At 70.6% G+C, this 24,651-nt stretch carries 28 protein-coding genes; 17 read left to right on the top strand and 11 right to left on the bottom strand.

Annotated elements, in window-relative coordinates:
* Entirely contained in the window at window positions 1–441 is a 441-nt protein-coding gene (locus tag ACIBTS_RS35730; protein WP_399324846.1) for a hypothetical protein, read from the bottom strand.
* On the opposite strand from ACIBTS_RS35730, the gene ACIBTS_RS35725 reads away from it, so the two are divergent.
* The gene (locus tag ACIBTS_RS35725; protein WP_399324844.1) at window positions 403–1,296 is read left to right on the top strand and encodes an Lrp/AsnC ligand binding domain-containing protein; all 894 of its coding nucleotides are present in this window, start codon (window positions 403–405) and stop codon (window positions 1,294–1,296) included. The genes ACIBTS_RS35730 and ACIBTS_RS35725 overlap by 39 nt on opposite strands.
* A 148-nt stretch (window positions 1,297–1,444) precedes the next feature.
* On the opposite strand, the gene ACIBTS_RS35720 is transcribed toward ACIBTS_RS35725, so the two are convergent.
* The 3 genes from ACIBTS_RS35720 to ACIBTS_RS35710 are packed head-to-tail and all read right to left on the bottom strand — an operon-like array spanning window position 1,445 to window position 3,337.
* Entirely contained in the window at window positions 1,445–1,600 is a 156-nt protein-coding gene (locus tag ACIBTS_RS35720) for a hypothetical protein (protein WP_399324842.1), read from the bottom strand.
* A complete protein-coding gene (locus ACIBTS_RS35715; RefSeq protein ID WP_399324840.1) occupies window positions 1,569–2,519 on the bottom strand; it encodes a helix-turn-helix domain-containing protein in 951 nt (316 codons plus the stop codon). Before ACIBTS_RS35715 ends, ACIBTS_RS35720 begins: the two co-directional genes overlap by 32 nt.
* Entirely contained in the window at window positions 2,516–3,337 is an 822-nt protein-coding gene (locus ACIBTS_RS35710) for a peptidoglycan-binding protein (RefSeq protein WP_399324839.1), read from the bottom strand. The genes ACIBTS_RS35715 and ACIBTS_RS35710 overlap by 4 nt, the downstream gene beginning before the upstream one ends.
* Before the next feature lie 271 nt (window positions 3,338–3,608).
* On the opposite strand from ACIBTS_RS35710, the gene ACIBTS_RS35705 reads away from it, so the two are divergent.
* Window positions 3,609–3,992, top strand: a complete 384-nt coding sequence (locus ACIBTS_RS35705; RefSeq protein WP_399324838.1) for a peptidase inhibitor family I36 protein — start codon at window positions 3,609–3,611, stop codon at window positions 3,990–3,992.
* Between the two features lie 78 nt (window positions 3,993–4,070).
* Here ACIBTS_RS35705 and argS read toward each other — a convergent pair whose 3' ends face one another.
* Window positions 4,071–5,837: an arginine--tRNA ligase gene (gene argS, locus ACIBTS_RS35700; protein ID WP_399324837.1), complete on the bottom strand. Its 1,767-nt coding sequence runs from the start codon at window positions 5,835–5,837 to the stop codon at window positions 4,071–4,073.
* 142 nt (window positions 5,838–5,979) lie between these two features.
* Here argS and lysS point away from each other — a divergent pair, with 142 nt between their 5' ends.
* A complete protein-coding gene (gene lysS, locus ACIBTS_RS35695) occupies window positions 5,980–7,752 on the top strand; it encodes a lysine--tRNA ligase (protein WP_319673516.1) in 1,773 nt (590 codons plus the stop codon).
* 76 nt (window positions 7,753–7,828) lie between these two features.
* Here lysS and ACIBTS_RS35690 read toward each other — a convergent pair whose 3' ends face one another.
* The 3 genes from ACIBTS_RS35690 to ACIBTS_RS35680 form a co-directional block, all read right to left on the bottom strand.
* Window positions 7,829–9,133: a DUF2637 domain-containing protein gene (locus ACIBTS_RS35690; RefSeq protein ID WP_399324836.1), complete on the bottom strand. Its 1,305-nt coding sequence runs from the start codon at window positions 9,131–9,133 to the stop codon at window positions 7,829–7,831.
* A gap of 76 nt (window positions 9,134–9,209) precedes the next feature.
* Window positions 9,210–10,205: a DUF3558 domain-containing protein gene (locus ACIBTS_RS35685; RefSeq protein WP_399324835.1), complete on the bottom strand. Its 996-nt coding sequence runs from the start codon at window positions 10,203–10,205 to the stop codon at window positions 9,210–9,212.
* A 118-nt stretch (window positions 10,206–10,323) separates the two neighbouring features.
* Complete coding sequence (locus tag ACIBTS_RS35680) at window positions 10,324–11,178, bottom strand: DUF3558 domain-containing protein (RefSeq protein WP_399324834.1); 855 nt, start codon at window positions 11,176–11,178, stop codon at window positions 10,324–10,326.
* A gap of 236 nt (window positions 11,179–11,414) precedes the next feature.
* On the opposite strand from ACIBTS_RS35680, the gene ACIBTS_RS35675 reads away from it, so the two are divergent.
* The 3 genes from ACIBTS_RS35675 to ACIBTS_RS35665 all read left to right on the top strand — a co-directional run bounded on the left by ACIBTS_RS35675 (window position 11,415) and on the right by ACIBTS_RS35665 (window position 13,644).
* A complete protein-coding gene (locus tag ACIBTS_RS35675; protein WP_399324833.1) occupies window positions 11,415–12,608 on the top strand; it encodes an RtcB family protein in 1,194 nt (397 codons plus the stop codon).
* 494 nt (window positions 12,609–13,102) lie between these two features.
* A complete protein-coding gene (locus tag ACIBTS_RS35670) occupies window positions 13,103–13,336 on the top strand; it encodes a hypothetical protein (protein WP_319677403.1) in 234 nt (77 codons plus the stop codon).
* Complete coding sequence (locus ACIBTS_RS35665) at window positions 13,324–13,644, top strand: hypothetical protein (protein ID WP_319346828.1); 321 nt, start codon at window positions 13,324–13,326, stop codon at window positions 13,642–13,644. The genes ACIBTS_RS35670 and ACIBTS_RS35665 overlap by 13 nt, the downstream gene beginning before the upstream one ends.
* 19 nt (window positions 13,645–13,663) lie before the next feature.
* On the opposite strand, the gene ACIBTS_RS35660 is transcribed toward ACIBTS_RS35665, so the two are convergent.
* Together ACIBTS_RS35660 and ACIBTS_RS35655 are read right to left on the bottom strand one after the other, a co-directional pair.
* Complete coding sequence (locus ACIBTS_RS35660) at window positions 13,664–13,879, bottom strand: hypothetical protein (RefSeq protein WP_399324832.1); 216 nt, start codon at window positions 13,877–13,879, stop codon at window positions 13,664–13,666.
* Complete coding sequence (locus ACIBTS_RS35655; protein ID WP_399324831.1) at window positions 13,876–14,652, bottom strand: SDR family NAD(P)-dependent oxidoreductase; 777 nt, start codon at window positions 14,650–14,652, stop codon at window positions 13,876–13,878. The genes ACIBTS_RS35660 and ACIBTS_RS35655 overlap by 4 nt, the downstream gene beginning before the upstream one ends.
* Window positions 14,653–14,800: 148 nt before the next feature.
* Between ACIBTS_RS35655 and ACIBTS_RS35650 the strand changes: the two genes are divergently transcribed.
* A complete protein-coding gene (locus ACIBTS_RS35650) occupies window positions 14,801–15,247 on the top strand; it encodes an ester cyclase (RefSeq protein WP_399324830.1) in 447 nt (148 codons plus the stop codon).
* Between the two features lie 117 nt (window positions 15,248–15,364).
* On the opposite strand, the gene ACIBTS_RS35645 is transcribed toward ACIBTS_RS35650, so the two are convergent.
* Entirely contained in the window at window positions 15,365–15,703 is a 339-nt protein-coding gene (locus ACIBTS_RS35645; RefSeq protein ID WP_319677957.1) for a YnfA family protein, read from the bottom strand.
* A gap of 123 nt (window positions 15,704–15,826) precedes the next feature.
* Here ACIBTS_RS35645 and ACIBTS_RS35640 point away from each other — a divergent pair, with 123 nt between their 5' ends.
* The 10 genes from ACIBTS_RS35640 (at window position 15,827) to ACIBTS_RS35595 (ending at window position 24,651) form a co-directional block, all read left to right on the top strand.
* Window positions 15,827–16,336 carry a hypothetical protein gene (locus ACIBTS_RS35640; protein ID WP_399324882.1) on the top strand — a complete coding sequence of 170 codons (510 nt, stop codon included), beginning with the start codon at window positions 15,827–15,829 and terminating at the stop codon, window positions 16,334–16,336.
* A 57-nt stretch (window positions 16,337–16,393) separates the two neighbouring features.
* On the top strand, window positions 16,394–16,867 hold the full coding sequence (locus ACIBTS_RS35635) for a MarR family winged helix-turn-helix transcriptional regulator (RefSeq protein WP_319677943.1): 474 nt from the start codon (window positions 16,394–16,396) through the stop codon (window positions 16,865–16,867).
* Between the two features lie 7 nt (window positions 16,868–16,874).
* Window positions 16,875–17,909: a permease gene (locus ACIBTS_RS35630; protein ID WP_399324829.1), complete on the top strand. Its 1,035-nt coding sequence runs from the start codon at window positions 16,875–16,877 to the stop codon at window positions 17,907–17,909.
* Window positions 17,906–18,736 carry a TIGR03943 family putative permease subunit gene (locus ACIBTS_RS35625; RefSeq protein WP_399324828.1) on the top strand — a complete coding sequence of 277 codons (831 nt, stop codon included), beginning with the start codon at window positions 17,906–17,908 and terminating at the stop codon, window positions 18,734–18,736. Before ACIBTS_RS35630 ends, ACIBTS_RS35625 begins: the two co-directional genes overlap by 4 nt.
* A 190-nt stretch (window positions 18,737–18,926) precedes the next feature.
* Complete coding sequence (locus ACIBTS_RS35620) at window positions 18,927–20,018, top strand: LLM class flavin-dependent oxidoreductase (protein WP_319676859.1); 1,092 nt, start codon at window positions 18,927–18,929, stop codon at window positions 20,016–20,018.
* Complete coding sequence (locus ACIBTS_RS35615; protein ID WP_399324827.1) at window positions 20,015–20,614, top strand: FMN reductase; 600 nt, start codon at window positions 20,015–20,017, stop codon at window positions 20,612–20,614. The genes ACIBTS_RS35620 and ACIBTS_RS35615 overlap by 4 nt, the downstream gene beginning before the upstream one ends.
* Window positions 20,615–20,731: 117 nt before the next feature.
* The gene (locus tag ACIBTS_RS35610) at window positions 20,732–21,433 is read left to right on the top strand and encodes a response regulator transcription factor (protein WP_399324881.1); all 702 of its coding nucleotides are present in this window, start codon (window positions 20,732–20,734) and stop codon (window positions 21,431–21,433) included.
* 56 nt (window positions 21,434–21,489) lie between these two features.
* Window positions 21,490–22,953 carry an ATP-binding protein gene (locus ACIBTS_RS35605; protein ID WP_319676862.1) on the top strand — a complete coding sequence of 488 codons (1,464 nt, stop codon included), beginning with the start codon at window positions 21,490–21,492 and terminating at the stop codon, window positions 22,951–22,953.
* A gap of 221 nt (window positions 22,954–23,174) precedes the next feature.
* Complete coding sequence (locus ACIBTS_RS35600; protein WP_399324826.1) at window positions 23,175–23,864, top strand: hypothetical protein; 690 nt, start codon at window positions 23,175–23,177, stop codon at window positions 23,862–23,864.
* A 124-nt stretch (window positions 23,865–23,988) separates the two neighbouring features.
* Entirely contained in the window at window positions 23,989–24,651 is a 663-nt protein-coding gene (locus tag ACIBTS_RS35595) for a sigma-70 family RNA polymerase sigma factor (protein WP_399324825.1), read from the top strand.

The raw sequence follows: 24,651 nt of genomic DNA, 5'->3' as shown, positions 1-24,651 counted from the left end.
TCAGGTGTGCGTCGGCGGTGTCGCAGACTCGGCCGCTGCCGGGGCCGCGGGGGCGGCGGTGCGGTGGGAGGTCATCGCGGCGGCGGCGATCGCGGTCGCGGCCAGGATCGCCACGGCGGTGGCCAGGGCCGCCTGCGCGGCGGCGTGCGGCGCGTCTGCGCCGGCAAGGTAGATGCCGCCGGCGACCGCGACGCCGAGCGTGCCGCCGAGTTGCTGGACGGCGTTGAGGAGCCCCGCGGCGGAGCCGGTCTCCTGCGGTCCGACGCCGTCCAGCGCGGTGGTGAAGAACGGTGGCGTGAACAGGCCGGCGCCCAGGCCCGCGACGGCGAGCGCGAACGGCAGGGCCGAGGGGTACGCGTCGGGGGCCGCTATCGCCGCCTGTACGCGCAGGCGGGCCTGCGGGTGGTCGCGCTGCCCGCGCCGCGCAGCTCCGGCACCCACCAGTGGTTCGTGCGGCTGACCGCCGCGACGCGTACCGCGCACGACATCGCAGTCGCGCTCGCGCGCCGCCCAGACACTTCGTGGGTGCGGCTGACCTCCGGCGGCACCGAAATCGTGGCGATCATCCACACCACGCCCGCGGGCCCGGACGCCCACGCGCTGCTGCTGCGCGACATCCCGCGCACCGCGGGGATCACCGCGGTCTCCGCGCACTACTTGCTGCACACCTACCTCGGAGGGCCGACCGCGTGGCGCGGCCGTGTCGACTCCCTCGACGCCGCACAGCAGGCGCGGCTGCGCGCCGAGAGCGGCACAGGCCCCGGACCGGACACCGCCCGCGCGCACACCACCGCGGCGGCCCACGGCGAGCCGGCGGCAGGAGCCGGGCCGGAACCAGGCACGCCCGGGTACCTGCTCACTGACGCCGATCGGCTGCTGCTGGACGCGCTGCGCGACGACGCCCGCATCAGCTATGCCGACCTTGCCGCCGCGACCGGCTCGACCGCGTCCACGGTGGCCCGCAGGCTTGCCGAACTGCGTGTGCGCGGCGCGTTGTTCTTCGACGTGGACGTCGACCCGGCGCTGCTGGGTGTCACCGTCTCAGCGTTACTGTGGATGCAGGTAGCGCCCGCGCACCTGGACGACGTCGCCACCGCGCTGGCCGGGCACGAGGAACTGGCGGTGGTCGCGGCGACGACCGGTCCGACGAACCTGGTCGCGCACGCGCTGTGCCGGGACGCCGAGGAACTGCACCACTACCTGACCCGGAAGGTGGCGTTGGGCGCGATCGCGCGGATCGAGACCGCGCCGGTGCTGCGCACCTACAAGGCCGCCGCGACGCTGCGGACCGGCTGAGCAGGGTGGGCCGCCAAGTCCGGCTTCAGAGCCCGCCTGCCCTGCTCGATCGACGCGAGGGGGGTGCGGGAACGCGAGCTCGGGAAGGTGGTGTGGTGCGAGTTCGCGGGACCGCTCCAGGAACTGGTACCGGACGTTAGGCCGGCGGTCAGCGGGGCTTTCTTGTGCGCAGGCGATGCGTCAGCCAGATGCCCAGGCCGATCAGCGGCAGCACGACGGCGGCCGGGATGAGCACGCCCGCCCCGCCGATCAGCAGGAAGCCGATCAGCGCCTCACCGACCGACGGGTCGTCCTGGCCGCCCAACTGGCCCTCCCTGCGCCCGTGTTCCTGATGCCGGCATCTCGGGGGACGCGTGCGTGCCAGGAGTCGGTTCCGACGTGGCCCGGTCCACCATGGCCTGGAAGCATTCCCTCTTGCCGCCCGTCGCAGGGAGGAAGCAGGCCCGGATGACCGTTCCCGCGCGGGTCGTCGCCATGAGGGTGTGGACGTAGGTGTCCGCCTCGATGCGGTTCCTCACCCGGGCTAGGTGGCCGCGTAGTTCGACCTCGTCGCCGATTCGCGTGCCCCACATCCGTACCCATGTGGCCCCGCACATCTCGCTGTACCGCAGTTGTACCGAGGCTCCGGTGGCGGTGACGTGCTCGGCCAGGGTCTGGGGCGCGGGGCCGCACTGCATGACCAGCGGGTCCTTGCCCTCGCAGCCGGTGTCCCGGCAGCGTGGGCCGGTCGCGGACGGGGACGCCGACGGCGATGCCGACGGTCGTGCCCCCTCACTCCCGTGCGGGAGGAGAAGAAGGGTCAGTACGACCGCCCCGAACACCAGGGCGGACACCGACACCAGGACCGCCACGGCCGTCGCTCCCCGGTGACCGGCGGCGTCCGTGGTGCCTCCGGGAGCTGGAGTCGGGGTCGGCGTCGGGGACGGGGAGGGTTTGGTTGTCGTGGTCGTCGGCGTCGGCTCCTTCGGGGCGTCGCTCCACTCCGACTGCGCGAGGTCCCGCAGCGCCAGGTAGCGGCCGGGCGGTTCACCGGCCAACCTGCACAGCTCCTGGACCGCCGGTCGCGGCGGCAGCGTCCTGCCGTTGAGGTAGCGCTCCCAGGACGACTTGCTGAACGTGGTCTTCGCCGCGAGCCCGGCCAGGCTCAGACCCGTGCGTTCCTTCAACTCCCTCAGTCCGGCGGCCAGCCGGGCGCTCTCCGGTGACGGTTCGGGCCTGGTCATCCGCGGAGCGCCTTCCAGGTGAGCGGCCCGACGATGCCGTCGCCCTCCAGACCCGACCGCTTCTGCATGGCCTTGACCGCTCGCCGGGTCAGCGGACCGAACATGCCGTCGATGCCCCCCGGCGAGATGCCCGCCCGGCGCAGCAGGCACTGCGCCTCGGCCACCTCGGGACCGCTGTTGCCGGTGGCGATCTCGGCGTCCTGGGTGCGGCTGATGCCCGCGTACCAGAGCCCGCCGACCCGCTCGATGCGGCAGTTGTACGCGGGAGTCGACGACGACGCCCCGGCGGTGGACGGGCCCGGAGGAGCGACCGCGTGGTCGCCGCCGTGGTCGAGCCGCATGATCAGGAGGACCGCGGTGGAGACGGCCAGGACCAGGGCCACCACTCCCGCGACGAGCGCGATGTGCAGCGAACGCCCGGGAACGAGCGCGCTTGCGGCCCCCTCCTCCGTACCCACAGCCCGCACCGCCGAAGCCGCCGAAGCCGCCGAAGCCGCCTGCGCCGCCGAAGCCGCATGCGACGCCGGCGTCGACGTGGTCGTCCCCTGTGCGGCGCTCCACGTCTCGGCCGCGACCTCGTGCAACGCGAGCAGCCGCACGGGGTCGACGCCGCCGATCCGGGCCAGTTTCTCCACGGCGTCCCGGGGCGGCAGCGACCGGCCGCCCAGATACCGCTCCCACGACTTCTGGCTGTACCCCGTCTTGGCCGCCAGTTGGCGCATGCTCAGCTCGCCGCGATCCGTCAGCCCGCGTAACTCCGTCACCAACTGCCGCACACGCGGATCGAGTTCGGCGGACAGCGCTTTGCGACGCGCCATGTTCCCTCCCCCAGATGCGGTCATGGACCGTGGTCAGCGGCCCCCCGCTGCGTCGCATTCTGCATGAGCGGCTCACCGTCTGCACATGGTCTGCCACAGCCGTCCCGCCGCAGCGTCCCGACGGATGGCATCCACGCAGGTCAGCGGGTGGGACGTCCCAAGAAGCCGTCACTTCCGCGGCGGCCGTGGCGGCCCCTGCTCCCCGCCCCCAGTCTTGTTTGCGAGCCGGCCGGTGCGGTCGGCCCGCTCATGTCTCCAAGGGGGTAACAGCATGCGTATGACCAGGAAGTTCGCCGCCATGACCAGCGGCATCGTGCTGACCGGTGGTCTGCTCGCCAGCAGCGCGGGCATCGCCAGCGCCGGTCAGGCCGCGCCGCGGGCGGCGTCCGACTGCCCGTCGGGCTGGTTCTGCGTCTGGTCCGGAGCGAACTACACCGGCCACATGCAGAAGGTCGAGGGGTCCAACGACGACCTGACCCAGTACTCGGTCTTCCAGGACTTCCAGTCCTGGTACAACCACGGCCGGTCCTGCGACTTCAAGTGGTACTCGGAGAAGAACCACCACGGATCCAGCGGCATCTTCAAGAAGGGCGACAAGGACACCAACTACGGGCGCTACTACATCAAGTCCAACACGTGGGTGAACTGCAGCTGACCCGTCGCCCCACCGGCACACCACGGCGGCGCCCCTCGGGGGAGGGGCGCCGCCCTGCCGCATGCGTCCCGGAGCGTCTCAGAGCCGCTCGGGCGTCCGGATGCCCAGCAGCGCCATGCCCCGGTGCAGGGTGCGGGCCGTCAGGTCCACCAGGAACAGCCGGTTCTCCGTCTGCTCCATGGTGTCGGCCTTCAGCACCGGACACTGGTCGTAGAACGTCGTCAGGTGCGAGGCCAGCTGGTAGAGGTATGCCGCCAGCTTGTGCGGCGCGTACTCCGCCGCGACCTCCGCCAGCAGCTCGCCGAACTGGTCCAGATGCAGGCCCAACGCCCGCTCCGCCGGGGCCAGTTCGAGCTCCGGGTGGGCGGCCGGGCGGGCCTCGCCCGCCTTGCGCAGGATCGACTGGATACGGGCGTACGCGTACTGGAGGTACACGGACGTGTCGCCGTTCAGCGAGACCATCTGGTCCAGGTCGAACTTGTAGTCGCGGACCGCGGACGTCGACAGGTCGGCGTACTTCACCGCTCCGATGCCCACATACCGGCCGTTCTCGACGACCTCCTCGTCCGTCAGCCCGACCTTCTCGCGCTTCTCGCCGACGACGGCCGTCGCCCGGTCCACCGCCTCGTCGAGGAGGTCGACCAGCTTCACCGTCTCGCCCTCACGGGTCTTGAACGGCTTGCCGTCCTTGCCCAGGACCGTGCCGAACGCCAACTGGTGCGCCTTGACGTCCTCGTTCAGCCAGCCCGCTCTGCGCGCCGTCTCGAAGACCATTCTGAAGTGCAGCGACTGACGGGCGTCCACGACATAGAGCAGCGTGTCCGCCTTGATGTTGAAGACACGGTCACGGATCGCCGACAGGTCCGTCGCCGCGTAGCCGTAGCCGCCGTCCGACTTCTGCACGATCAGCGGGACCGGGTTGCCGTCCGGGCCCTTGACGTCCTCGAAGAAGACGCAGAGCGCGCCCTCCGAGCGGACCGCCACGCCCGACTCCTCCAGGAGCCGGCAGGTCTCCGCCAGCATGTCGTTGTAACCCGACTCGCCGACGATGTCCGGGTCCCGGACCGCCATGTCCAGCTTCTCGAAGACCGAGAAGAAGTAGATCTTCGACTCGTCGACGAACTTCTGCCAGATCGCGAGCGTGTGCGGGTCGCCCGCCTGGAGGTCGACCACCCGGCGACGGGCCCGCGTCTTGAACTCCTCGTCGGAGTCGAACAGCTTGCGGGCCGTCTTGTAGAGGCGGTCGAGGTTCGACATCGCCTCCTCACCGCTGACCTGGGACTCCTTGTGGTCCAGCTCGTGCGGGTGCTCGTCCAGGTACTGGATGAGCATGCCGAACTGGGTGCCCCAGTCGCCGATGTGGTGACGGCGCACGACCGTCTCGCCCGTGAACTCCAGGATCTGCACCACCGCGTCGCCGATGACCGCCGACCGCAGGTGACCGACGTGCATCTCCTTCGCCACGTTCGGCTGGGCGTAGTCGATGACGGTGGTGCCGGGGTGCTCGGCCTGCGGGACGCCCAGGCGGTCCGCGTCCGCGTACCGCGCCGACAGGTTCTCGGTGATCGCCCGGTCGGTGATCGTCACGTTCAGGAAGCCGGGGCCCGAGACCTCGATCTCCTTGATCACGTCACCGGTCACGACCTGCGCGACCACCTGCGTCGCCAGCTCCCGCGGGTTGGCCTTCGCCTTCTTCGCGAGGGCCAGGATGCCGTTGGCCTGGAAGTCCGCCCTGTCGCTTCGTCGCAGCAGCGGGTCCGCGGTGCCGGCCTCCGGCAGGGCTGCCGTAAGGGCCGTCGCGAGACGCTGGTGGACCGAAGCGGTGAGAGACGTGACCGGGGCCATGGGAGTGGGTGCCGTTCTCCTGGTGGGGATGGATAGACACGGCCAGTATCCCATGGGGGGTAAAGCGGTTTTCCCGGGCGCGGGGCCGTCTGGGAGAATGAGTCCGTCAGCAAGCCTTCCGAGCAACTCAGAACAAGAGGACGTGCCGATCGTGGCTCAGAGCACCGAGACCACCGACTGGGTCTCCCGTTTCGCGGATGAGGTCATCGAGGAGTCGGAACGCCGAGCCCCCGGCACAGTGACATCAGTCGCTACCGCTCCGGTCGTCGTCGTAGCCTCCGGGCTCTCCCCCTCCGGGCCGATCCACCTGGGCAACCTGCGTGAGGTGATGACCCCGCACCTCGTCGCCGACGAGATCCGCCGCCGCGGGTACCAGGTCCGCCACCTGATCTCCTGGGACGACTACGACCGCTACCGGAAGGTCCCGGCCGGCATCGCGGGCGTCGACGAGTCGTGGGCCGAGCACATCGGCAAGCCGCTGACCTCCGTCCCGGCCCCCGCCGGCTCGACGTACCCGAACTGGGCCGAGCACTTCAAGGCCGCCATGACCGAGGCGCTCGCCGAGCTCGGCGTGGAGTTCGACGGGATCAGCCAGACCGCCCAGTACACCGCCGGCGTCTACCGCGAGCAGATCCTGCACGCCATCAGGCACCGCGCCGAGATCGACGCGATCCTCGACCAGTACCGCACCAAGAAGGCCCCGGCGAAGCAGAAGCAGCAAAAGCCCGTCGACGAGGCCGAGCTGGAGGCCGCCGAGGGGTCCGGCGCGGCCGCCGAGGACGACGGCTCGTCCGGGGCCGGGTCCGTGGGGTACTTCCCGTACAAGCCGTACTGCGGCAACTGCGACAAGGACCTCACCACGGTCACCTCCTACGACGACGACACGACCGAGCTCACGTACTCCTGCACCGCGTGCGGCTTCTCCGAGACCGTCCGGCTCAACGAGTTCAACCGCGGCAAGCTGGTCTGGAAGGTCGACTGGCCCATGCGCTGGGCCTACGAGGGCGTCGTGTTCGAGCCCTCCGGCGTCGACCACTCGTCCCCCGGCTCCTCGTTCCAGGTCGGCGGGCAGATCGTCGGGATCTTCGGCGGCAAGCAGCCCATCGGACCCATGTACGCCTTCGTGGGGATCAGCGGCATGGCGAAGATGTCGTCCTCCCGCGGTGGCGTGCCCACCCCCGGCGACGCCCTGAAGATCATGGAGCCGCAGCTTCTGCGCTGGCTGTACGCCCGCCGCCGCCCCAACCAGTCCTTCAAGATCGCCTTCGACCAGGAGATCCAGCGCCTCTACGACGAGTGGGACAAGCTTGACGGCAAGGTCGCCGACGGCTCCGCCCTGCCGGCCGACGTCGCCGCGCACTCGCGTGCGGTGCGCACGGCCGGCGGCGACCTGCCGCGCACGGCGCGACCGCTGCCGTACCGGACACTGGCCTCCGTCGCCGACATCACCGCCGGGCACCAGGACCAGGCGCTGCGGATCCTCAGCGAGCTCGACCCCGAGAACCCGATCGGCTCGCTCGACGAGGCCCGGCCGCGGTACGACAAGGCCGAGGCGTGGATCAACAACCACGTCCCCGCCGACCAGCGCACCATCGTGCGCGAGGAGCCGGACGCCGAACTGCTGAAGTCCCTCGACGAGGCCTCCCAGCAGTCGCTGCGGCTGCTGCTCGACGGCCTCGCCGAGAACTGGTCGCTGGACGGCCTCACCCACCTCGTCTACGGCGTGCCCAAGGTGCAGGCCGGGTTCCCCGCCGACGCCACCCCCAAGGAACTCCCGCCGGAGATCAAGACCGCCCAGCGGACGTTCTTCGCGCTGCTCTACCACCTGCTGGTGGGGCGTGACACGGGACCGCGGCTGCCCACGCTGCTGCTCGCGGTCGGACAGGAGCGGGTGCGGGCCCTGCTCGGGGAGTAAGCGGCAACGGAGAAGGGGCCCTCGGACCGAGGGCCCCTTCTTCCTGTCTCAGGCTGTCTCAGGGATCTTCCCTGTCTCAGGCGATGTGGTCTTCCTGCAGCTCCGCCGTGTGGCGGTTGGTGAAGCGGTTGACCATACGGTCGGCCTCACGCTGGGGAATCGTTACGCCGAACGTCGCTTCCACGTCGTCCCGCAGCTGACCCGACGTGGGGTAGCTGCCGTCGATCGACTTCTTGAAGACCATGTAGTAGTCCTCCTCGGTCGGCTCCGGAGAACCGCCGCCCTCACCGAGCTCCCGGCTGCGGCCCGGCACCACCGGGATGGGGAACGAACCCGTCTCCTCCGGAGAGGGCTCCTGAGCCGGGGGCTCCTCCTGGTACTGGTCCGTGTACTGCTCGGCCTGCTGCTGCTCCGCGTACCACTGGGCGTACTGCTCCGAGGGGTCGTACGTGGGGTCGTAGCCGCCCTGGTACTGCACCTCGTGCGGCGACTGGAACCAGGGACTCTGGTCCTCCTCCGGCGGCACGGGCGGCTGTGCCTGCGGCTGGGGCTGCGGTTGTTGTTGCTGCGCCGGGGCCGCCGCCAGCTCCTGCGGCCCTGGCAGCCCCGGCAGCCCCTGCTGGGATGCCAGTGCCTGCGTCTGGGGCTGGGCTGCCTGCGTCTGCGCCGGCATCGGGGGCAGCAGGACCGGTTCTATGCCTGCCGCCGCCAGGCCCGCCGGGGCCGTCTCCGCCAGCGGGACGCCGTAACGGGCCAGCCGCAGAGGCATCAGGGACTCCACCGGAGCCTTACGACGCCACGCCCGGCCGAAACGGGAATGCAGCCGCGCCCGATAGACGAGACGTTCCTGCTCCAGCTTGATCACCTGGTCGTAGGACCGCAGCTCCCACAGCTTCATCCGCCGCCACAGGAGGAACGTCGGCACCGGGGAGAGCAGCCAGCGCGTGATGCGCACGCCCTCCATGTGCTTGTCCGCCGTGATGTCCGCGATCCGGCCGATCGCATGCCGCGCCGCCTCCACCGCCACCACGAACAGGATCGGGATCACCGCGTGCATGCCCGTGCCCAGCGGGTCCGGCCACGCGGCGGCACCGTTGAACGCGATCGTCGCCGCCGTCAGCAGCCACGCCGTCTGGCGCAGCAGCGGGAAGGGAATGCGGATCCACGTCAGCAGCAGGTCCAGGGCCAGCAGGACGCAGATGCCCGCGTCGATGCCGATCGGGAACACATAGGAGAAGTTCCCGAAGCCCTTCTTCAGAGCCAGCTCACGGACCGCCGCGTACGAACCGGCGAAGCCGATGCCGGCGATGATCACGGCGCCGGTCACCACCACGCCGATGAGAACGCGGTGCATCCGGGTCAGCTGTATTGGCGCGGACACCCGTACTCCCCTCCCCTTGCGTGTTCTTGCGCGCAACAGGGTGGCACATGTGTGCGGCGCACGCGTCGCCGGACCGTCAGCTCTTCGCCGAAGCGGACGCCTTCGGAGCCGCCGCGGCGGCCTTCGACGCCGCCGCCGACGCCGACGTGGACGCAGTCGCGGACGGCGAGGCCTTCCCCGTCGGAGAGGCCGCCTTCGAACCCGAAGCGGAGGGGGACGGGGCGGCCGGGCCCGACGGCGACGCGCCCGAACTCCCGCCACTGCCCTCGCCGTTGGCCGACTGCACCGCGGCCACCGCCTCCTTCACCGCCTTCTCCGCCGACTTCGTCAACGTGTCCGCGCTCGGCGTCTTGTCACCCGCCAGACCGGCCCCGTTGTAGTCCAGCGTGACGACGACGTTCTCCACGCGCGCCACAACCGTCTGCTGCTTGAAAGCGCCTTCCGACTTCTTCAGGTCGTAGCGCACCAGCGTCGCCTCGTCGCCCGTGCCGGCCACCGGCGTCGCCTTCGTGTTCTTCGCGCCCGACACCACCTGCGCGTCCTTGACCTGCTTCGCGTAGTACGTCTTCGCCTGCGACGCGCCGTCGCCGGTCGTCGCATCCGACTCGAAACGCAACAGGGACACGTTCAGCCAGCGGAACTGCGAACCCTTCACACCGTTGTTGGCCAGACTCGACCAGGAACAGCTCGCCCGCGCACCCGTGTCGCTGGACGTCCCCTCCTTGCCCTTGGCCGCCCCCTTCGGCACCAGCTCCGTCAGCGTCTTCTTCGACAGCACCGCACACGCCTGCGGCAGCGTCTTGTACGCCGCCGCCTGCACGGTCGGCGCGGCACTCGCCGCCGAGTCACCCGAACCGGAGCCGGTCGTGGCGCTCGTGTCCTGCGCGTCCTTGCCGGAGTCGGAGCCGGAGTCCGAGGAGCAGCCCGCGGCGATCAGCATCACCGGGACGGCCACCGCGGCGGCCAGGAGGCGGTTCAGCCCTCCGGCACGCACCACGCGCTCGTCACGCTGCTCACACTGGTCAAACTGGCCGTCACGCTGGGCTCGTCGCTGCATGGTTCCTTCACTCATGACGCTCGTGGTTCCTGCGGTCGGATCGGGTCCGAGGGGCCACGGTACGCGGTGAGGACTCTGTGCGGTTCCGCTTCAAAGCCTTTGCGGGGGCGGGGCGGACAGGGCCGAAGTGGCCTCAACCGGCCAGGGAGTCGGACAGCTGTGCGGCCAGTTTCCGGGCCTTGTCCTGCATTTCCTTGCTGTCCGGGACCACGCCCACGGTCGCCGGCTGCTCCTCGTACTCGATCGTCACGATGACGTTCGACGTGCGGAACGCCACAGTCACCGTGCGCTGCTTGGCCGTCGAACCGGAACTGTTGAGCACGTCGTCGACGAACGCCTCGTCGCCCAGATCGTCCAGGAGCCGGGGCTGGACGTCGACGGCCGCGACGGTGGAGGAGGGGGAGGCGGAGCCGGTGGAGGAGAGCGAGGCGGAGAGCGAAGGGGAGGGGGAAGCGGAGAGGGAGGCAGCGGCAGAGGTAGAAGGGGAGGGGGAGAGGGGGGCCGTCGCGGAGGGGCTCGCGCTCGTGGAGGGGAGGGGCGCCGGCAGGTCGGCGGCGGTCACCTGCTTCGCGAACAGGGCCTCCGCCTGGCTGTCGTCGCTGACGGCGTTGTCGTAGGAGACGACGCGCTCGAAGTCGACGAAGAGATGGTCGGTGGCGTCCGAGGCCTCCACCTTCCAGCGGCAGCCCACCTTGCGGTCCGTGTCGTACGTCAGCGTCGCCTCGCCCGCGTAGGCCGCCGTGCGCCGGGTCTCGTCGGTGAGCTGCTTGATGCCGGGGAGAAGAGAGTCGAGCGTGTTCCGGCTGACGACGCCGCAGGCCTCCGGAAGCGTGGCGTACTTGCCCGGCTGGGCGGCGGCGGCGGACGTGCCGACCTGGCCCGGGTTGGAGTTGTCCGTCGAGCCGCCCTCGTCCGAGCCGCCGGTGCAGCCTGCCAGCAGCGCCGCGAGGAGCACGACGACGCCGGGTACGTAGGCCTTCCGCTGCACGGTCGGCTCCTCTCGACGGTGATGAACGCTGATGAACGGCGGTGAGGGGTGGCTCCGAGGGGTGGGTGCCCCCGTGTCCCCGCTGGTTAATCGCTTGCCGGGCGGGGGTGGCCCCTGCAGACAATGTGTATCGCACGCAACGCCGTGGATGCCGGTCCGTCGTCCCTTTTCAATGACCTTGGCTCTGGTTTTGCGGTCTATGACTTCTGCACTGTTTCCGGGGGAATGAGGACGAAATGTCGTACGTGGAAATGCCGGGCGCGAAGGTACCCATCCGCATGTGGACCGACCCGACGTCGGTCGAGGAGGGCGCACTGCAGCAGCTCCGCAACGTCGCCACCCTCCCGTGGATCAAGGGCCTGGCGGTCATGCCGGACGTCCACTACGGCAAGGGCGCGACGGTCGGCTCGGTCATCGCGATGCAGGGTGCCGTGTGCCCTGCGGCGGTGGGGGTGGACATCGGCTGCGGAATGTCGGCGGTCAAGACGTCACTGACGGCGAACGACCTGCCCGGAGACCTGTCCCGGCTGCGCTCGAAGATCGAGCAGGCCATTCCGGTCGGGCGGGGGATGCACGACAGTCCCGTCGAGCCGGGGCGGTTCCATGGGATGGCCACTGCGGGGTGGGACGAATTCTGGGGGCGGTTCGAGGGAGTCGCCGAAGCGGTCAAATTCCGTCACGAGCGCGCCATGAAGCAGATGGGAACGCTCGGATCCGGAAATCACTTCGCAGAAGTTTGCATAAGTGGTGACGGATCGGTCTGGCTCATGCTCCACTCCGGCTCCCGGAACATTGGCAAGGAACTGGCCGAGCATCACATTGGCGTGGCTCAGAAGCTTCCGCACAACCAAGGGCTCATCGATCGCGATCTTGCTGTGTTCGTCGCGGACACTCCGCAGATGGCGGCCTACCAGAACGATCTCTACTGGGCTCAGGAGTACGCGAAGTACAACCGATCGATCATGATGGGTCTGTTCAAGGACGTTCTCCGCAGGGAGTTCAAGAAGGCCCGGGTGACCTTCGAGCCCGAGGTGAGCTGTCATCACAACTACGTGAGCCGAGAGCGTTACGACGGCATGGACCTGCTCGTCACACGTAAGGGGGCGATCAGCGCCAGGGCCGGCGAGTACGGCATCATCCCGGGCTCGATGGGCACGGGCTCGTACATCGTGAAGGGTCTCGGCAACGAGAAGGCCTTCAACTCGGCGTCGCACGGTGCCGGTCGGCGGATGAGCCGCAACGCGGCGAAGCGTCGCTTCACGACGACGGACCTGGAGGAGCAGACACGGGGCGTGGAGTGCCGTAAGGACTCCGGCGTCGTGGACGAGATCCCGGGTGCGTACAAGCCGATCGAGCAGGTCATCGATCAGCAGCGGGACCTGGTGCAGGTCGTGGCGAAGCTGAAGCAGGTCGTGTGCGTGAAGGGTTGAAATGAGCGAGAGGCCCAAGCCGTTACGGCTCGGGCCTCTTTGCTCACTGCTCGCTTGCCGGCATCGGGACTTGGCCAGTCCGCAACCGCCAGAGACGCAAGCTGCAACTCTGGACGGTTCTGCTCAATGCTTCAGCAGCCGACTCGGCGTTGTTGTGTTTCAGCAGCACTCGGTCTTCTTCCACCTTCCAACGGCGGTGGGTCATCACCTTCATGCCTGCCGGGCGGGCCCAGGGCGAGGGCCGTTTTGTTGACGTTTCTGGCGTGAGCCCAGGTCGCCAGTTCGTCCGCCGGTCGGGTGATCGACGACGTTCACTCGTGTGGGTTCAGGTGAGTCGTTTCTCCATCAAATGGGGGAGTGGGAACCGGGGCGGGGGCGAGTGTTGTCCTGAAAGTAGTAGTCGTACAGGAGTGCGGGGATACGGGGGCTCTTCGATGGGGCGTTGTCAGCGGATACGTGCGTCGGTCTGGGTTGCGGGGCTGGTGTTGGTGGGTGTGGGGGCTCTCGCCGGCTGTTCGCAGGAGTACAACGACGAGCGGGGCAAGGGGGACGCCCCGGTGAAGGGGCGTGCGGGGGACGACACTCCCGCCGAGGTGTTCAACATGCCCGACGGGTTCGGGAACCTGGCCACGAAGTGTGTGGGGCACGGGTTCCGGGCGTATGTGACCACCAACGCCACGGGGCCGTCCAACGTGCAGATCGTCGAGGACAAGACGTGCGGCGGCTGACGGCCGTCGGCACCGCCCTTGTGCTCGCCCTGTTGCTCGGCGGGTGTTCGCAGGAGTACTACGACGAGCGGGGGAAGGCCGACGCCCCGGTGGCGGGGAAGGCGGGGGAGGACTCTCCCGCCGAGGTCTACAACTTCCCGGACGGCTTCGGGAACCTCGCCACGAAGTGCGTGGGGAAGGGGAAGCGGGGTTACGCGACGACGCGGGACATCCATGTGGAGGGCGAGGACGAGAGCGACGCCGAGATCGTGATCATCCCGGCGAACGCCGTCGTCGTCGACGACCCCGACTGCCTTGGTCGTCCGTAGCCCCTGGGAGTCCCTGGGGCTACTTCGCGTGGCGGACCGCGTAGATCATCACGAAGGCGATGACGTGGATGCCGAAGAGGAAGTACGCCAGGAAGACCCACATGTGACGCTCGTTCTTCGTTTCCTGGATCAGGCGGGCCTGTTCGAGCGACTTCGCCCGCTCGTCCGCCCCGTCCGCCCCGTCGGCCCCGTCCGCTCCGTCGGCCTCGTTCTTCTCGTCCTGGTCGGGCATCACAGCTCCCGGTGGACCTTCGTGTTCGACGCCTGGGCGCGTGGGCGCAGGACGAGGAGGTCGACGTTGACATGGCTGGGACGGGTCACCGCCCAGGTGATCGTGTCCGCCACGTCGTCGGCCGTCAGGGGTTCGGCCACGCCCTCGTACACCTTCGTCGCCTTCTCGGTGTCGCCGCCGAAGCGGGTGAGGGCGAACTCGTCGGTCTTGACCATGCCGGGGGCGATCTCGATGACGCGGACCGGCTGGCCGACGATCTCCAGGCGGAGGGTCTCGGCGAGGACGTGCGCGCCGTGCTTGGCGGCCACGTAGCCAGCGCCGCCCTCGTAGGTGCCGTGGCCGGCGGTCGAGGAGATGACGACGACCGTGCCGTCGCCGCTCGCCACCAGCTTCGGGAGCAGGGCCTGGGTGACGTTGAGGGTGCCGAGGACGTTCGTCTCGTACATCGTGCGCCAGTCGGCCGGGTCGCCGGTGGCCACCGGGTCGGCCCCGAGCGCGCCGCCCGCGTTGTTGACCAGCACGCCGATGGTCTTGAAGGCCGTCGCGAACTCGTCGACCGCGTCACGGTCCGTCACGTCCAGCTGGTACGCGGTCGCCGAGTGGCCCGCCGCGTCGATCTCCTCCGCGAGTGCCTCGATGCGGTCCTTGCGGCGGGCGGTGAGGACGACCCGGTAGCCGGCCGCGGCGAGCCGGCGGGCGGTGGCGGCGCCGATTCCGCTGCTCGCACCGGTGACGACGGCGATGCGGGACGCGGCGGACGGTACGGCGGTGGCCATGAGGTGCTCCTCGGGACGCGGCGGACGGCTGGCTGCTGCCAAGCGTAGGTGACGTCAGAAGGTGAGCCGCCTGCCTTTTCGATGGGCGGACGGTTTCGCGGGGTGGGACGATGAGAGGGGTGATCCTCCTGCTCTGCGGAGGTCGATCATGGGACAGGCACGAGAGGTCATGGACCGGCTCACCGAGGCGGTCACCACCCACGCGGAACCCCAGCGCATCGCCGAGCTGTACGCGCAGGACGCGGTCGCCTTCACCCCGGACGCGGGGGAGATCCACGGGCGCGACAACATCGCCGAGTACTGGCGGCAGATGACGGAGATGGTTCCCGACGGCAGGTTCGAGTCGGTGCACGCCTACGAGATCGGCAACACGGCCATCGACGAAGGGTTCTTCAGCGGCCGTAACACGGGGCCGATCCAGCTGCCCACCGGGGAGTCGCTGCCGGCGACGCAGAAGGAGGTCAGGATTCGGGGGGTGGATCTCGCCACCGTCGACGCGGACGGACGGATCGTCGACTACCGGCTCTACTTCGACGAGATGGAGTTCATGGGGCAGCTGGGGCTGCTGCCCGACGAGCCCTCCCCCAAGCCCTGAGCCCACGAGCCCTGAGCCCACGAGCCCTGAGCCCACGAGCCCTGAGCCCACGAGCCCTGAGCCCCCAAGCCCTGAGCCCACGAGCCCGAAGCTCCCGCCGTTCGCCGTCAGGTCCCGTCAGCCGCCGTTTCTCGGCGTCCACATGATCACGGCCATGCCGGCGAGGCAGATCAGTGCGCCCGTCACGTCCCAGCGGTCGGGGCGGTAGCCGTCGGCGACGACGCCCCACAGCAGTGAGCCGGCGACGAAGACGCCGCCGTACGCGGCGAGGATGCGGCCGAAGTGGGCGTCGGGCTGGAAGGTGGCGACGAAGCCGTACGCGCCGAGGGCCAGGACGCCCCCGGTCGCCCACAGCCAGCCGCGGTGTTCGCGCACGCCCTGCCAGACCAGCCACGCGCCGCCGATCTCGAAGAACGCGGCGACGACGAAGAGGGCGGCCGAGCGGAGGATGAGCATGGCCGCAGCTTCGCACGGCGGTCCGCTGTCACCTGTTGGAGGGCGCCTGCGGGGCGCCCCGCGTGGGATATATCCGGGCATACGTCGCTTGCGGCACGGTGCGTGAGGAGTGGTGGCATGGGCATGCGCAGGATGCGGGGTCTCGTGGTGTGGGGTGCCGTGCTGGCGGTGGGGGCGGGAATCTCGCCCGCGCGGGCCGCGGGGGCCGCGGGGGCTGCGGGCGGTGCGATCGCGGGCGATGCGGCGACCGAGGCGGATCTGTCGTATCACGGCTTCGCGGTGATGGACGGCCCTCGGGTCGACGTACGGCTGACGCCGCACAACCACGGTCCTGGGGACGTCGCCGACGCGACGGTGCGGTTGCGCTGGTCGGTGCCGTTGGCGGCGGGGGAGCAGCGGTTGTCGGCGGGGTGTGCGCGGACGGGTCGGCAGGAGGTGGTGTGCCGGACGGGGGCGTTGGCCGCGGACGGGCCGGGGGAGCAGATCGTGTTGCGGGTTTGGCTGCGGGGGCGGCCGAGGGAGGTGACGATGGCCGTCGACACGCTGTGGGGTGGTGGGGCGGTGGACCGTAACCGGTCCAATGACCGGCAGCAGGTGCTGGTGCTGGACACGGGGGACGCCTACTTCTTCTGATGTCCTTGGTGTCCCTGAGTACGATCTCGGCACACGGCGCCGGCGAAGGGGTGGGCGATGTCCCAGAACGTGCGGTCGAGGCTGCTGGACGAGCTGTCCACGGTCTCCCGCCGGTACGTGGCGTCGTACGCCTTGTTCGATCAGGCGCTCGCCGACCGGCTCGGGCTGCACCCGACCGATCTGCAGTGTCTGAACCTGTTGACGCTGGAGCGGGAGCCGGTGACGACGGGCCGGGTGGCCGAGCTGACGGGGCTGACCACGGGGTCGGCGACGCGGCTGGTGGACCGGCTGGAGAGGGCGGGGTACGTGGTCCGGGAGCGGGACGTGGCCGACCGGCGGCGGGTGCTGGTGGCGCCGGTGCCGGAGCGGATCGCCGAGTTCGGGCGGATGTGGGAGCGGCTGGGCGGGGACCGCTCGCCCTTGTTCGAGGACTTGGCGGACGCCGAACTCGCGGTGATCGTGCGGCATATGAGGCGAACGGTGGAGTTCCACGGGGAGCGGATCACGCGGTTGCGGGAAGGTCAGGTGTAGGGGCGGGATGCAGGAGACGGAGATAAGGGTGCGGCCGGCGGCGGCGGTGGCGGTCGAGGGGGCGCAGGGTGTCGGGGGTGGGCGGGGGCTGCCTCGGCACTGGCCGCTGTTGCTGCTGGGGGCGGCCGTGGTGCCGGGGGCGGTGCTGGTGGTCGTCGGGCGGTCGTTGGACGACCCGGCGGTGCAGGCGTGGCGGACGGTGTGTCTGGCCGTGACCGTGCAGGCGCTGCCGTTCCTGCTGTTGGGGACGGCGCTGTCGGGGGCGATCAACGCGTTCGTGCCGACGCGGGTGTTCGAGCGGCTCCTGCCGAAGCGGGCGGCGCTGGCCGTGCCGGTGGCGGGGATGGCCGGGGTGGTGCTGCCGGGGTGCGAGTGCGCGTCGGTGCCGGTGGCGAACAGTCTGATCGGGCGGGGGGTGACTCCGGCGGCGGCGTTCGCGTTCCTGCTGTCGGCACCGGCCGTGAACCCGGTCGTGCTGACCGCGACGGCCGTCGCTTTCCCGGGCAGTCCGGAGATGGTGCTGGCCCGGTTGCTCGCGTCGCTGGTCACGGCCGCGGTGATGGGTTGGCTGTGGCTCTGGCTGGGGCGGGAGGAGTGGCTGAAGCCGAGGGTGCGGCACACGGGGCACGTCCCGGGGCGCAGTCGGTTCACGGAGTTCCGGCGCGGTTTCCAGCACGACTTCCTGCACGCGGGGGGTTTCCTCGTCGTGGGGGCGATGGCGGCGGCGACCTTCAATGTGGCGGTGCCGCGTTCGGTGCTGGACGCGTTCGCCGGTTCGCCGTGGCTGTCGGTGCTGTTCCTGGCGGCGCTGGCGATCGTGCTGGCGGTGTGCAGTGAGGCGGACGCGTTCGTGGCGGCGTCGCTCAGCGGTTTCTCTCCGGTGGCGCGGCTGGCGTTCATGGTGGTGGGGCCGATGGTCGACCTGAAGCTGATCGCTCTGCAGGCGGGGACGTTCGGGCGGGCGTTCGCGGTGCGGTTCTCGGCGGCCACGGCCGTGGTCGCGGTGGTGTGCAGCGCGGTGATCGGAGGGGTGCTGCTGTGAAGCGGTTCGTGCAGGTGGGGCTGCTGGTGCTCGGGGGACTGGGGTTGTTGCACACCTCGCTCTTCACGGACGAGTACCTGCGGTTCGTGAAGGAGGGGATGCGGCCGCTGCTGGTCGCGTCGGGGGTGCTGCTGATCGCGCTGGGGGTGGCGGAGGCGTGGGCTTCGCCGCCGAAGGAGGTGCACGGAGACGGGCCCGACGCGGGGCATGACGCGCACGGCCATGAGCACAATGACGGCCACGGCCACGGCCACGGCGACGGGGGCGGTGACGGGGGCGGTGACGGCCACGGCGACCGGGATGGCCACGGTCACGATCACTCCCGTGTGCCGCGTGTCGCCTGGTTGCTGTTCCTGCCGGTGTTGAGCCTGCTGTTCTACGCGCCGCCCGCCCTCGGGTCGTACACCGCCTCCCGGGAGCCCGCCAAGGTCGTCGCGGTGCAGGAGGACGACTTCGATCCGCTGCCCGCGACCTCGCCGCTTCCGATCACGCTCACCGAGTTCACCCAGCGGGTGCAGCAGGACCGTTCGCGGGCGGTCAAGGGGCGCCCGGTCCGGATGACGGGGTTCGTGACGCCCGCCGACGGGGACGGCTGGTATCTCACCCGGATCATCATCAGCTGCTGTGCGGCGGACTCGACGACGCTGAAGGTGCGGGTGTACGGGGTGACCGCGCCGAAGGTCGACACGTGGGTGACCGTCGACGGGGTCTGGCACGAGGGCGGGACGCTGGGTACGTCGTCGGCGGCGGTCGCGGTGGACGCGCGCACGGTGGAGAAGGTGCGGAAGCCGACCAACTCGTACATGGACGCCTTGCCGTTCGACTGACGACGACTGACGACGGCGGGGCAGCGGGGACGGCGGGGGCAGCGGGGACGGCGGGGCAGCGGGGACGGCAGGGACGGCAGGGACGGCCATAAGGGGCGGGAAGCGGACTGAAGGAGCCGGAATAGAAATCGTGAGGGGGTCGTTCCACGGGTATAGTTGAACCGTCAACAACTTTGGAGGGTGAGCGACCATGCAGTTCGGGATCTTCTCGGTGGGCGATGTCACGCCGGACCCGACGACGGGCCGTACGCCGACCGAGCGTGAGCGGATCAAGGCCATGGTCGCCATCGCGCTCAAGGCCGAGGAAGTCGGGCTCGACGTGTTCGCCACCGGTGAGCACCACAACCCGCCGTTCGTGCCCTCGTCCCCGACGACGATGCTCGGGTACATAGCCGCGCGGACGGAGAAGCTGATCCTCTCCACCTCCACCACGCTGATCACCACCAACGACCCGGTGAAGATCGCCGAGGACTTCGCGATGCTCCAGCATCTGGCCGACGGGCGCGTCGACCTGATGATGGGGCGCGGCAACACCGGTCCGGTATACCCCTGGTTCGGGCAGGACATCCGGCAGGGCATCAACCTCGCCATCGAGAACTACGCGCTGCTGCGCCGGCTGTGGCGCGAGGACGTCGTCAACTGGGAGGGGAAGTTCCGCACCGCCCTGCAGGGGTTCACGTCGACGCCGAGGCCGCTGGACGACGTACCGCCGTTCGTCTGGCACGGCTCCATCCGCTCGCCCGAGATCGCCGAGCAGGCCGCGTTCTACGGTGACGGCTTCTTCCACAACAACATCTTCTGGCCGGCCGACCACACCAAGCAGATGGTCGAGCTGTACCGCACCCGGTACGCCCACTACGGGCACGGCACGCCCGAGCAGGCCATCGTCGGGCTCGGCGGGCAGGTGTTCATGCGGAAGAACTCGCAGGACGCGGTGCGCGAGTTCCGGCCGTACTTCGACAACGCGCCGGTCTACGGGCACGGGCCCTCCCTGGAGGACTTCACCGACCAGACCCCGCTGACCGTCGGCACGCCCGAGCAGGTCATCGAGAAGACGCTCAAGTTCCGTGAGTACGCGGGCGACTACCAGCGTCAGCTGTTCCTCGTGGACCACGCGGGGCTGCCGCTGAAGACCGTGCTGGAGCAGCTCGACATGCTCGGCGAGGAGGTCGTGCCGGTGCTGCGCAAGGAGTTCGCCGTCGGGCGGCCGGCCGACGTGCCGGACGCGCCGACCCACCGGTCGCTGCTGGCGGAGAAGGAAGCGAAGGAGGTCGTGGCATGAAGCTCGTCGTCGTGTCGGCGGGGCTGAGCGTCCCGTCGTCGACCCGGCTGCTGGCGGACCGGCTGGCCGCCGCGACCGCCGGGCGGACCGCGGCGGAAGTCGAGGTCGTGGAGCTGCGCGACCTCGCCGTCGAGATCGCGCACAACTTCACCAACGGCTTCCCCGGGCGGAAGCTGGCGGCCGCGCTGGAGGCGGTGTCGGCGGCCGACGGTCTGATCGTCGTCACGCCGGTGTTCTCCGCCTCCTACAGCGGGCTGTTCAAGTCGTTCTTCGACGTGCTCGACCCGGACGCGCTGGCGGGCAAGCCGGTGCTGATCGCCGCGACGGGCGGTTCGGCGCGGCACTCGCTGGTGCTGGAGCACGCCCTGCGGCCGCTCTTCGCCTACCTGCGGGCGGTCGTCGTCCCGACCGCCGTCTACGCGGCCTCGGAGGACTGGGGTGCGCAGGGGCTGCCCGAGCGGATCGAGCGGGCGGCGGGCGAGCTGGCCGCGCTGATGACGGGACTGTCGGCGGCCCGCCCGGCGAAACCGGCGAAGGACGAGTTCGAGGTCGTCCCCTTCGCCGAGCAGTTGGCGGCCCTGCGGCCCGCAGGCTGAGAACCGTCGGCCGGTTGCCTGCGGCAGAGTGAGAGGCCAGTAAGAAGGCCTACCGAAGGAAGATCATCAGGTCGTCCCGGTCGGAAAGCTTGGCAAACTGGACCGGTGCCTCCCACCCTGCTGCTCGCCGAAGACGACCGTGCCATCCGCCACGCCCTGGAACGCGCCCTGGCCCTGGAGGGCTACCAGGTCACCGCGGTCGCCGACGGCGTCGAGGCGCTGGCACACGCCCACAAGAACCCGCCGGACGTGCTCGTCCTCGACGTCATGATGCCCGGGATCGACGGCCTCCAGGTCTGCCGGGTGCTGCGCGCCGAGGGCGACCGCACGCCCATCCTGATGCTGACCGCGCTGGTGGAGACCGCCGACCGGATCGCCGGGCTGGACGCGGGCGCCGACGACTACGTCGTCAAGCCGTTCGACGTCGAGGAGGTCTTCGCCCGGCTGCGGGCGCTGCTGCGCCGGACCAACCCCGACGCCGCCGCCCCCGTCCCGGAAGCCCCGAAGCAGGTGTCGGAGCGGTATGTGGACGGGGCCGGGCTGCGCATGGACCCGCAGGCGCGGCGCGCGTGGCGGGGCGGGCGGGAGCTGGAGCTGACCCGCACCGAGTTCGAACTGCTGGAACTGCTGGTGCGCAACGCGGGGATCGTCCTGGACCACTCCACGATCTACGACCGGATCTGGGGCTACGACTTCGGGCCCGGTTCCAAGAACCTCGCCGTCTACGTCGGCTACCTGCGCCGTAAGCTCGACCAGCCGGGTTCCCCGCAGCTGATCCACACCGTGCGCGGGGTCGGGTACGTGCTGCGCGAGGACTGAGGGACGAGGACGGGAGTGGGACGCGGTGAGGCGAGGATGAGGCGACGGTGAGCCTGCTGCGTCGGCTGCGGCGGCTGCTGTCGACGCCGCGGCCGAAGCTGGTGTCGCTGCGGACGACGTTCGCCGTGTCCTTCGCGGCCGTGACCGCCGCCGTCACCGTCCTCGTCGGCGTCCTGTCGTACTCGGCGGCCGCCCGGCTGGTCCGGGTCGACCAGGAGTCGGTGTTCGACGAGGTCGTGCAGGACCTGCGGGACGAGGTGCGCGACCACCCGATGACCCCGGAGGACTTCTCCTCGGCCGAGCCGGGCCACGACATCGTGCGGCCGGCCCGGACGGACGTGCAGGTGCTGGGCCCGGACGGGGCGGTGGTCGACGGCGGCAGCCCCGGACTGCCGGTCGTGTCCGTCGACCGTACGATCGCGGTCGCCGTGACGGCCGGGCGGATGGCCGAGCACAAGGACGTGGACGTCGGCAGCGACGTCTACCGCATCGCGACGGTGTCCCTGGGCGGCGGGCGGGGCGCGGTGCAGGTGGCGCAGGAGTTCAGCGACACCGAGGATCTGCTGCGGGCGCTCCAGCAGCGCACCCTGATCCTGATGATCGCGGTCGTGACGGCCGCGGGCCTGTTCGGCTGGTGGCTGGCCAGGCGCATCACCCACCGGCTGGTCATCCTCACCACGGCAGCCGAGGACGTCGCCCGCACGCGCCGGCTCGGCGTGCAGGTGCCGGTCACCGGTTACGACGAGGTGGGTCGGCTCGGCCGCGCCTTCGACCGGATGCTGGGCCGGCTCGCCCAGTCGGAGGAGGACCAGCGGCGGCTCGTCCAGGACGCGGGACACGAGCTGCGGACGCCGCTGACATCGTTGCGGACGAACATCTCGCTGCTGCGCCGCATCGACGAGCTGCCGCCGGACACCCGTGACGAACTGGTGGCGGACCTGACCCAGGAGGCCCGTGAGCTGACTGACCTGGTCAACGAGCTCGTCGACCTCGCGGCCGGCCAGTCCGACAGCGAGCCGCCGCGGAGGGTGGACCTCGCCGACATCGCCGAGGAGGTCGCGGGTCTCGCCCGGCGGCGCACCGGGCGGCAGATCCTGATCCGGGCGAGCGGCGAGACCAGCACCTACGGGCGGCCGGGCATGCTCCAGCGGGCGCTGTCCAACCTCGTGGAGAACGCGACCAAGTTCGACCGCGAGGGCACCGCGCCGGTCGAGATCGCCGTCACCGGGCCCGCCCGGCCGGGTGTCGTCCGCGTCGAGGTCCTCGACCGCGGTCCCGGCATCGCCGAGGCCGACCTGACCCGCGTCTTCGACCGCTTCTACCGCGCCGCCGAAGCCCGCTCCCTGCCCGGATCCGGTCTCGGTCTGTCGATCGTGCGCGAGGTGGCCCTGGCGCACGGCGGCGCCCCCTTCGCCTTCCACCGCGCGGGCGGCGGCTCGGTGATCGGCTTCACGGCGGGCGGTGGACTACCGGACGGCGGCCGGAGCGACGAACGGGCGCGCATGCGGGGGCCCGGCTGAGCACACCTGCCTCCGAGCGACACCGGCAGCGGCAGCGACACCGGCAGCGACACCGGCACCGGCAGCGACACCGGCACCGGCAGTGGAAGCGGAGGCAGCGGCAGCGGTGTCGCGGCGAGTCGGCCTGTGGTGTGGATCACAGGCCGGGGGTTGAGTGGGGTGGTGGGTGGAAATCCGTACCCCGTACGACGACCGGTGTCCGGATGCGAGGATGAGGCGCCATGACCGCTGGGTGGTGTTCTCGCACGTTACGGGCCGCGCTGTTCGCGGCCGTCTGCGTGCTGCTCGCCGCCCTGGGCCACGTGCTGATGTCCGGGTCCGAAGTGCCCGCGTGGGCGCTGGCCCTGGGCGCGGCCGTCACCGGGATCGCCGGCTGGTCCCTCGCGGGCAGGGAGCGCGGACTGCCGTTGATCGTGACGGTCGTCGTCGCCGCGCAGACGGCCCTGCACTCGGCGTTCTCACTGACCGGCTCGGAGCCGACGGCTGCCGGCATGGCGGCCATGGACATGGGCTCGATGCGCATGGGCTCCATGGGCTCCATGGGCATGAGCCGCATGGATCACATGAGCCGCATGGATCACATGGATCACATGGATCACGTGGGCCACTTGGGGCGAGGCGCCGGTGACGGTGGCTCGTTCTCGTTCGGGATGCTCGCCGCCCACCTACTCGCCGCGCTGCTGTGCGGGCTGTGGCTGGCCTACGGCGAGAAGGCCGCGTTCCGGATTCTGCGTGCGGTCGCCGGATGGCTGGCCGCGCCGCTGCGGCTGCTGCTCGCTCTGCCCGCCGTCCCGGACCGTCCGCGCGTCCGGATCGGCCGCCGCCGCTCGGACCGAGCGCCGCGGCTTCTCCTTCTCACCCATGCGATCACCACGAGGGGCCCGCCCCTGAGGGCCGCTGTCGCCGTCTGACCTGACCGGCCGACAGCAGGCGATCCGACCCGAGGCTGCTCACCCGCGCCTCGGGCCGTCTCTCCTTCATGCCCTCATGCCCCATGCCCTTTTGCCCTCATGGATGATCCGAGAAGGACACCAGGTGATCACGTCTGCCCAAAGGGCGCCCCAGGTGCCCCAGGCGCCCCAGATTTCCCAGGCTGCGCTCGACGAGTCGATAACCGCGTGGGCGCTCGCCGCCCGGGCCGGTGACGCGGACGCGGTCGAGCGATTCGTCCGCGCTCTGCACCGCGACGTCGTGCGCTACGTCGCCCATCTGTGCGCCGATCCCCAGGCGGTCGACGACCTCGCGCAGGACACCTTCCTGCGCGCCCTCGGCAGCCTGCACCGGTTCGAGGGCCGTTCCTCGGCGCGGTCCTGGCTGCTGTCCATCGCCCGGCGGGCGGTGGTCGACAGCTACCGGTACGCCGCCGCCCGGCCCCGGCTGTCCGACGTACCGGACTGGCAGCTCGCCGCGGAGCGCGCCCAGCCGCGCGACCTGCCCGGCTTCGACGACGGCGTCGTCCTGCTGGACCTGCTGGCCTCGCTCCCGGCCGAGCGGCGGGAGGCGTTCGTCCTCACGCAACTGGCGGGCCTGCCCTACGCGGAGGCGGCTCGGGTGAGCGACTGTCCGGTCGGCACGGTCCGCTCGCGTGTGGCGCGGGCGCGGGCCGCGCTGGTGGACCTGCTGGAGGAGGAGTCGGCCGAACCCACCACCCTCGCCGGTCCCACCGCCCTCGCCGGTCCCACGGCCCTCGTCGCCTGA

It is taken from the genome of Streptomyces sp. NPDC050121 (assembly GCF_044460385.1).
GTDB lineage: Bacteria > Actinomycetota > Actinomycetes > Streptomycetales > Streptomycetaceae > Streptomyces > Streptomyces soliscabiei.
This window is presented reverse-complemented; position numbering and strand designations above follow the sequence as displayed.

Coding starts and splice junctions, on each gene's coding strand:
- ACIBTS_RS35655 (WP_399324831.1), bottom strand. CDS start 14,652: ATGGCCACCGCCGTACCGTCCGCCGCGTCCCGCATCGCCGTCGTCACC.
- ACIBTS_RS35650 (WP_399324830.1), top strand. CDS start 14,801: ATGGGACAGGCACGAGAGGTCATGGACCGGCTCACCGAGGCGGTCACC.
- ACIBTS_RS35705 (WP_399324838.1), top strand. CDS start 3,609: ATGCGTATGACCAGGAAGTTCGCCGCCATGACCAGCGGCATCGTGCTG.
- ACIBTS_RS35635 (WP_319677943.1), top strand. CDS start 16,394: ATGTCCCAGAACGTGCGGTCGAGGCTGCTGGACGAGCTGTCCACGGTC.
- ACIBTS_RS35685 (WP_399324835.1), bottom strand. CDS start 10,205: ATGAGTGAAGGAACCATGCAGCGACGAGCCCAGCGTGACGGCCAGTTT.
- ACIBTS_RS35710 (WP_399324839.1), bottom strand. CDS start 3,337: ATGGCGCGTCGCAAAGCGCTGTCCGCCGAACTCGATCCGCGTGTGCGG.
- ACIBTS_RS35715 (WP_399324840.1), bottom strand. CDS start 2,519: ATGACCAGGCCCGAACCGTCACCGGAGAGCGCCCGGCTGGCCGCCGGA.
- ACIBTS_RS35645 (WP_319677957.1), bottom strand. CDS start 15,703: ATGCTCATCCTCCGCTCGGCCGCCCTCTTCGTCGTCGCCGCGTTCTTC.
- ACIBTS_RS35600 (WP_399324826.1), top strand. CDS start 23,175: ATGACCGCTGGGTGGTGTTCTCGCACGTTACGGGCCGCGCTGTTCGCG.
- ACIBTS_RS35620 (WP_319676859.1), top strand. CDS start 18,927: ATGCAGTTCGGGATCTTCTCGGTGGGCGATGTCACGCCGGACCCGACG.
- ACIBTS_RS35675 (WP_399324833.1), top strand. CDS start 11,415: ATGTCGTACGTGGAAATGCCGGGCGCGAAGGTACCCATCCGCATGTGG.
- ACIBTS_RS35615 (WP_399324827.1), top strand. CDS start 20,015: ATGAAGCTCGTCGTCGTGTCGGCGGGGCTGAGCGTCCCGTCGTCGACC.
- ACIBTS_RS35630 (WP_399324829.1), top strand. CDS start 16,875: ATGCAGGAGACGGAGATAAGGGTGCGGCCGGCGGCGGCGGTGGCGGTC.
- argS (WP_399324837.1), bottom strand. CDS start 5,837: ATGGCCCCGGTCACGTCTCTCACCGCTTCGGTCCACCAGCGTCTCGCG.
- ACIBTS_RS35640 (WP_399324882.1), top strand. CDS start 15,827: ATGCGCAGGATGCGGGGTCTCGTGGTGTGGGGTGCCGTGCTGGCGGTG.